The organism is Collimonas sp. (assembly GCF_044339385.1).
In the GTDB taxonomy this organism is placed as follows: Bacteria; Pseudomonadota; Gammaproteobacteria; order Burkholderiales; family Burkholderiaceae_D; genus Collimonas.
Genome location: NZ_JBIIVN010000148.1, coordinates 1 through 6,507 on the forward strand (window position 1 = coordinate 1; position 6,507 = coordinate 6,507).

The window sequence follows — 6,507 nt, forward strand, 5'->3', positions numbered from 1 at the left end:
CCCATCTCTTCTTCAGCCTTATCTATATCAATGCCGAAGAGTAGCAGCTTGCCGGAAAAGTTAACAGCCCCTTCGGGCCTTTATGAAACCGTCTCTTAGAATATCCTATGTCCTTTCAACAAACGTCCTTTCAACAAACAGAGTCACCTGTCAGATTTGCTGTCCTTCTTCAATTACCGTGCGAGAATTTTATGAATTCAGTTAGCTCTATCAGTCGTCTCACGCGTATCACCCTGGCCGTTGCCGTCCTCAGCGCTGTTGCCGCTTGCGGGAAAAAACCAGATGCGCAAGGCGCGCCGCCGCCACCGGGAGTTTCCATCATCACCATCGCACCGGAACGTCTGGCGCTGACCACAGAACTACCTGGTCGCCTGGAAGCGACGCGTATCGCCCAAATCGGCGCCCGCGCCGCCGGCATCGTCCTCAAGCGTAATTTCCGTGAAGGCAGTGATGTCAAGGCAGGCCAAGTCCTGTACCAGATCGATCCGGCACCGCTCCAGGCTTCCTATGACAACGCGCAAGCCGCATTGGCCAAAGCCGAGGCAAATCTGACCACTGCAACCCTGAAAGCAGAGCGCTATAAGCCGCTGGTGGATGTCAATGCAGTGAGCAAGCAGGATTACGACGACACCGTCGCCACACAAAAACAAGCTGCCGCAGACGTGGCAGCGGCTAAGGCCGCACGCGAGACCGCTCGCCTCAATCTCAGCTATGCCACCGTGACATCGCCAATCGCCGGCCGCATCGGCAAGGCTTTGGTGACCGAAGGCGCACTGGTTGGCCAGAGCGAAGTGACCCAACTGGCAACCGTACAACAAATCGATCCGATCTACGTCAACCTGACTCAATCGAGCGCAGACATCCTGAAACTGCAAGATGCAATGCGTAATGGCAAGCTGAAAAGCGCTGGCCAGGGCCAAGTCAAGGTAACACTGATGACCGAAGATGGTCACACTTACCCGCAATCCGGCAAGCTGCTGTTCTCTGACCTGACCGTCGATGCAAACACCGGTTCGGTCACCCTGCGCGCGGAATTCCCTAACCCGGACCACAGCCTGCTGCCAGGCATGTATGTGCGCGCCAGGCTGGAACAGGCAGTCGACGAAGCAGCGCTTACTGTTCCGCAGCAAGCGGTGCAGCGCGACCTCAACGGCGCGTCAGTCTTTGTTGTCGGCGCCGACAACAAAGTCTCGGTACGGCCGGTGGTGGCCAATACGGCTCAGGGCGATAAGTGGATCGTCAGTGAAGGTTTGAAGAGCGGCGACAAAGTCATCGTCGACGGCTTGCAAAAGGTCAAACCGGGCGCGCTGGTCAATCCATCGCCATAGAATCCGGCCGCCGCAGGCGCACCCGCCGCAGGGACCGGCGCCAGCGCCGCCGCAGCTGCCTCAACTGCTAAATAAGGAGCCTATTAATGGGCAAGTTTTTCATCGACCGCCCCGTATTTGCGTGGGTGCTCGCCATCTTCATCCTGCTCGGGGGGGGCTTGGCGATCACGCAATTACCGGTGGCCCAGTATCCTTCGATTGCACCACCAACGATTGTCGTTAGCGCATCGTATCCAGGCGCTACCGCACAAACCATCGACGATAGCGTCACCAGCCTGATCGAACAGGAAATGAACGGTGCCGACGGCTTGCAATATGTCGAGTCGCAAAGCCAGGCTGACGGTTCGGTATCGATCACCGTGACGTTCACCCCGGAAACCAATGCCGATCTGGCAGCGGTGGACGTGCAGAACCGCTTGAAGCGGGTCGAAGCACGTCTGCCGGCAGTGGTGACGCAGAACGGCGTGCAGGTTACTAAATCGCGGAGTAACTTCCTGATGTTCATCGGCCTGTCATCCACCGACGGCAAGCTCGATCCAATCGCGCTGGGCGATTACCTGTCACGCAACGTACTCAACGAAATCAAGCGCGTGCCGGGCGTCGGCCAGGCTCAGCTGTTCGGTACCGAACGGGCGATGCGAATCTGGATCGATCCGGCCAAACTAGTCGGCTTGAACCTGACCCCTGCCGATGTCACCGCTGCGATCACTGCGCAAAATGCGCTGGTCGCCGGCGGTACGCTTGGCGATTTGCCGAGCCCCGGCACGCAGCAGATCTCCGCTACCGTGGTGGCGACCGGTCAATTGACTACGGTGGAACAGTTCGGCGCTATTCAGTTGCGCGCCAATTCGGACGGCTCAATCGTGCGCCTGCGCGATGTGGCCCGCATCGAAATCGGCGGTCAGTCGTATGCCACGGCCGGCCGTCTCGATGGCAAGCCAACCTCGTTCGTTGGCGTGCAATTGTCGCCAACGGCAAACGCATTGGGCACGGCGACGGCCGTCAAGGCCAAAATGAAAGAGCTGTCGCAGTATTTCCCGTCCGGCGTCAAGTACGAAATCCCTTACGACACCTCGAAATTCGTCAAGATCTCGATTGAAGAAGTGGTCAAGACCCTGGTCGAAGCGATCGTTCTGGTGTTCCTGGTGATGTATCTGTTCCTGCAAAACATCCGCTATACGCTGATTCCGACAGTGGTCGTGCCAGTGGCGCTGATGGGGACTTTTGCGACGCTGCTGCTGTTTGGCTTCTCGATCAACGTGCTGACCATGTTCGGCATGGTGCTGGCGATCGGTATCCTGATTGACGATGCAATCGTGGTGGTAGAAAACGTCGAACGCATCATGAGCGAAGAAGGCTTGTCGCCGCGCGATGCAACCCGTAAGGCGATGGGCCAGATTACCGGCGCGCTGATCGGCATTACGCTGGTGCTGATTGCAGTGTTCATTCCAATGGCATTCTTCAGCGGTGCAGTGGGTGCGATTTATCGCCAGTTCTCGCTGTCGATGGTAGCGTCGATGGTGTTCTCGGTATTGATGGCATTTACGCTGACCCCAGCGTTGTGCGCCACCATCCTGAAACCGGTGGAAGCCGGACATCACCATGAGAAGAAAGGATTCTTCGGCTGGTTCAACCGCAAGTTCAACTCGGCGACCAACGGCTATCAGGGCATGATCGCCAGGATGCTCGGCAAGACCGGCCGTTACCTGGTTATCTATGCGGCGATCCTGATCGGCGTGGGCGTGCTGTACGCGCGTTTGTCAGCATCCTTCCTGCCGGCAGAAGACCAGGGCTATATCATCACCAACGTGCAATTGCCGGCCGGTGCCAGCAGCAACCGCACACTGGAAGTCATCAAGCAGATCGAAGCGTATTACTCGAAACTGCCTGGCGTGGCCAATGTGGTGGTCATTACCGGCTTCAGTTTCTCCGGTAACGGTCAGAATGCCGGCCTGGTGTTCACGCCGCTGAAGGACTGGAGCGAACGTGGCCCGGATCAATCCGCCGACGCCATCGCCGGCAAGGCATTTGGTGTGTTCTCGCAAATCAAGGACGCGATTGTGTTTCCGCTGAACCCGCCGCCGATCCCGGAACTCGGTAATGCCACCGGCTTTACCTTCCGCCTGCAAGACCGTTCGGGTCAAGGCCACGCCGCATTGACCGCTGCCCGCAACCAGTTGCTCGGCATGGCTTCGCAGAGCAAGATCCTGGCTGGAGTACGTCCTGAAGGTCTGGAAGATTCGCCACAGCTGCAACTCAACATTGACCGCGACAAGGCCAACGCCCTGGGTGTATCGTTCAGCGCCATCAATAACACGCTGTCGACCGCCCTCGGCTCTTCCTATGTCAACGATTTCCCGAACCAGGGCCGGCAGCAACGCGTGATCGTGCAAGCCGACGCGCCGCAGCGTCTGCAACCGGAAGATCTGGCCAAGCTGTATGTCAAAAACACTGCGGGCACCATGGTGCCGTTCTCGTCCTTCACCAGTTCGGAATGGACTAAAGGCCCGGTGCAGTTGACTCGTTATAACGGCTATCCGGCGATGAAAATTTCCGGTGGCGCCTCGCCTGGCTACAGTACCGGTGAAGCAATGGACGAAATGGAAGCATTGACAACCAAACTTCCGCCTGGCTTCGGCTTTGAGTGGACCGGTCAGTCGCTGGAAGAAAAAACCTCCGGTTCGCAAGCGCCGATGCTGTACCTGTTGTCGCTGATCGCGGTATTCCTGGTGCTGGCTGCCTTGTATGAAAGCACCTCGATTCCGGTGGCAGTCATGCTGGTGGTGCCGCTGGGGATTCTCGGCGCGCTGCTGGGCGTTACCTTGCGCGGCATGCCTAACGACGTCTACTTCAAGGTCGGCATGATTACTGTGGTCGGTTTGTCGGCAAAAAATGCGATTCTGATTATCGAGTTCGCCAAAGATCTGCAGGCACAAGGTAAAGGCTTGATTGAAGCGACACTGGAAGCGGTACATCTGCGCTTCCGGCCGATTCTGATGACCTCGTTTGCGTTCATCCTCGGCGTCTTGCCGTTGGCGATCAAGACCGGCGCAGGCTCTGGCAGCCAACGCGCAATCGGTACCGGCGTCATGGGCGGCATGATCACGGCGACGGTACTGGCGGTGTTCCTGGTGCCTGTGTTCTTCGTGGTGGTACGCAAAATCTTCAAGGGCAGCGAACGCCAGCGGAAGATGTATGCTGCCAACAAAAAAATAGATGTGGAGAATCAGCATGTTTAATACAGCAACTACGGCGTTCTTGCCCAAGAACCTGACCGGCGCGCTACTGCTGGCTGGTGTTCTGTCCGGTTGCACCATGGCGCCGACCTACGTCCGGCCGGAGGCACCGATAGCCGGCAGCTATCCGGCTGCGGCTGAAGGAAAAGCGCAATATGATGCAGTCGAATTAGGCTGGCGCGAATTTTTCCCGGATCAGCGCCTGCAAGCGCTGATTGCTGCGGCGCTGGAAAACAACCGTGACCTGCGCACCGCAGCCCTGAATATCGAGGGAGCCCGGGCCCAGTACGGCGTCACCGCCGCCGATGCACTGCCTAACTTCAGCGGCAACTTCAGCCGCACCCGCAGCCGCACGCCGGCCGATCAGTTGATCCCTGGCGAGCCGGCGGTCAACACCGCCTATCAGGTCGGCTTGAACATGACGGCTTTCGAGCTGGATTTCTTCGGCCGTGTGCGCAGTCTGAAAGATGCCGCCCTGGCCACTTATCTGGCCACCGAAGAAGCCCGGCAATCGGCGCAAATCAGCTTGATTTCACAAGTTGCCCAAGCCTATCTTACTGAACAGTCATATGCCGAACAGCAGCGACTGGCGCAGCAGACATTAGATAGCCGCCTGGACGATTACAAGCTCGACAAGATGCGCTTCGAAGTCGGCGCCTCATCGGCGCTTGATCTGCGCAACTCAGAAACGCTGGTGCAATCGGCGCGCGTATCGCTGGCCACGCTGGCACGTCAGCGCGGCCAGGCGACCAATGCCTTGGTGCTTCTGGTCGGCAAACCGTTAGGCGATCTGCCGGCGCCGCAAGCGCTGTCGGATGAAAAGATTGTCAGCGAGATTCCGGCTGGCCTGCCGTCCGACTTGTTGAACCGGCGCCCCGACATCCGCCAGGCAGAGCAGAAATTACGCTCCGCCAACGCCAACATCGGCGCTGCGCGCGCGGCCTTCTTCCCAACCATCTCACTGACAGCCAGAATCGGCAATGCCAGTAGCTCGCTGGGCAGTCTGTTCGCCACCGGCAGCCGCAGTTGGTCTTTCGTGCCGCAACTGACGCTACCGATCTTTGAGGGTGGACGTAACCGCGCCAACCTGTCGCTGAGCGAGATTCGCAAGAATCAGGCAATCGCCAACTATGAAAAGACCATCCAGAGCGCATTCAAGGAAGTCGCCGATGCGCTGGTGGCCCGCGGCACGCTCGATGAGCAACTGGCGGCACAGGATGCCTTCCTCAAGGCGCAAGAAGAGCGGGTAAAGCTAACCGATCTGCGCTACAAGAACGGCATCGCCAGCTCGACTGACCGCTTGAACGCGCAACGCGACTTGCTCTCGGCCCAGCAATCGCTGATCCAGACACGTCAACTGCGGCTCAACAACGCCATCGATCTGTATCGTTCGCTGGGCGGCGGTCTGCATGAAAATACGCTAGCGACGAAATCGTAGTGCCTGCCGACCTGAACTTCGGGTCGGAATCCGCACATAGCCGCAGATGTACGAAATGCCGTTCAGATAATTCTGAACGGCATTTTTTATTTTTGCTACCGCGGCGATCAGGGCTAAGTGGCTAAGAAAGTGCGCGCCATTATTTAATTCATTCGCATCCGGTACCACAGCTCGCCCAACAATTCATGCAAAGCGTAAGCGCTACGCTGCATGCCCTCGCCCGAAGGCAGGAAACTCAATAGCGTCAGCCGGTCCCGGCTAAGAAATATGGTGGGTGCTGGTATCACGTCCAGACCGGCATCACCAAACATGGCTAGCGCGCGCGACATATGCAAGGCATCGGTAACCAACAGTATTTTTGTGATACCGGCTTGCCGCAATATGAGCTTCCCCCGAAATTTAGTCTTCCATAGGTAACGTAAAATCAACGATCCTTTGGAAAGACCAGCAATGAAGAAGATACCAAAACAGATGTACACGGCGGAGTTCAAGGAGCTAGCCGTGC

At 57.8% G+C, this 6,507-nt stretch carries 3 protein-coding genes and 1 pseudogene; 3 read left to right on the forward strand and 1 reads right to left on the reverse strand.

What is annotated here, in order from left to right; genetic code table 11:
- Positions 1-191: 191 nt before the first annotated feature.
- From ACIQ0R_RS10385 to ACIQ0R_RS10395, 3 genes and pseudogenes are all read left to right on the forward strand, one after another.
- Positions 192-1,403: pseudogene (locus ACIQ0R_RS10385) on the forward strand (efflux RND transporter periplasmic adaptor subunit).
- Between the two features lie 11 nt (positions 1,404-1,414).
- Positions 1,415-4,567: an efflux RND transporter permease subunit gene (locus tag ACIQ0R_RS10390; protein WP_395826907.1), complete on the forward strand. Its 3,153-nt coding sequence runs from the start codon at positions 1,415-1,417 to the stop codon at positions 4,565-4,567.
- Entirely contained in the window at positions 4,560-6,002 is a 1,443-nt protein-coding gene (locus ACIQ0R_RS10395; protein ID WP_395826910.1) for an efflux transporter outer membrane subunit, read from the forward strand. Before ACIQ0R_RS10390 ends, ACIQ0R_RS10395 begins: the two co-directional genes overlap by 8 nt.
- Positions 6,003-6,145: 143 nt before the next feature.
- Here the strand turns inward: ACIQ0R_RS10395 and ACIQ0R_RS10400 are convergent.
- On the reverse strand, positions 6,146-6,507 hold a 362-nt coding region (locus ACIQ0R_RS10400), incomplete at its 5' end, for a YdcF family protein (protein ID WP_395826913.1).

Coding starts and splice junctions, on each gene's coding strand:
- ACIQ0R_RS10390 (WP_395826907.1), top strand. CDS start 1,415: ATGGGCAAGTTTTTCATCGACCGCCCCGTATTTGCGTGGGTGCTCGCC.
- ACIQ0R_RS10395 (WP_395826910.1), top strand. CDS start 4,560: ATGTTTAATACAGCAACTACGGCGTTCTTGCCCAAGAACCTGACCGGC.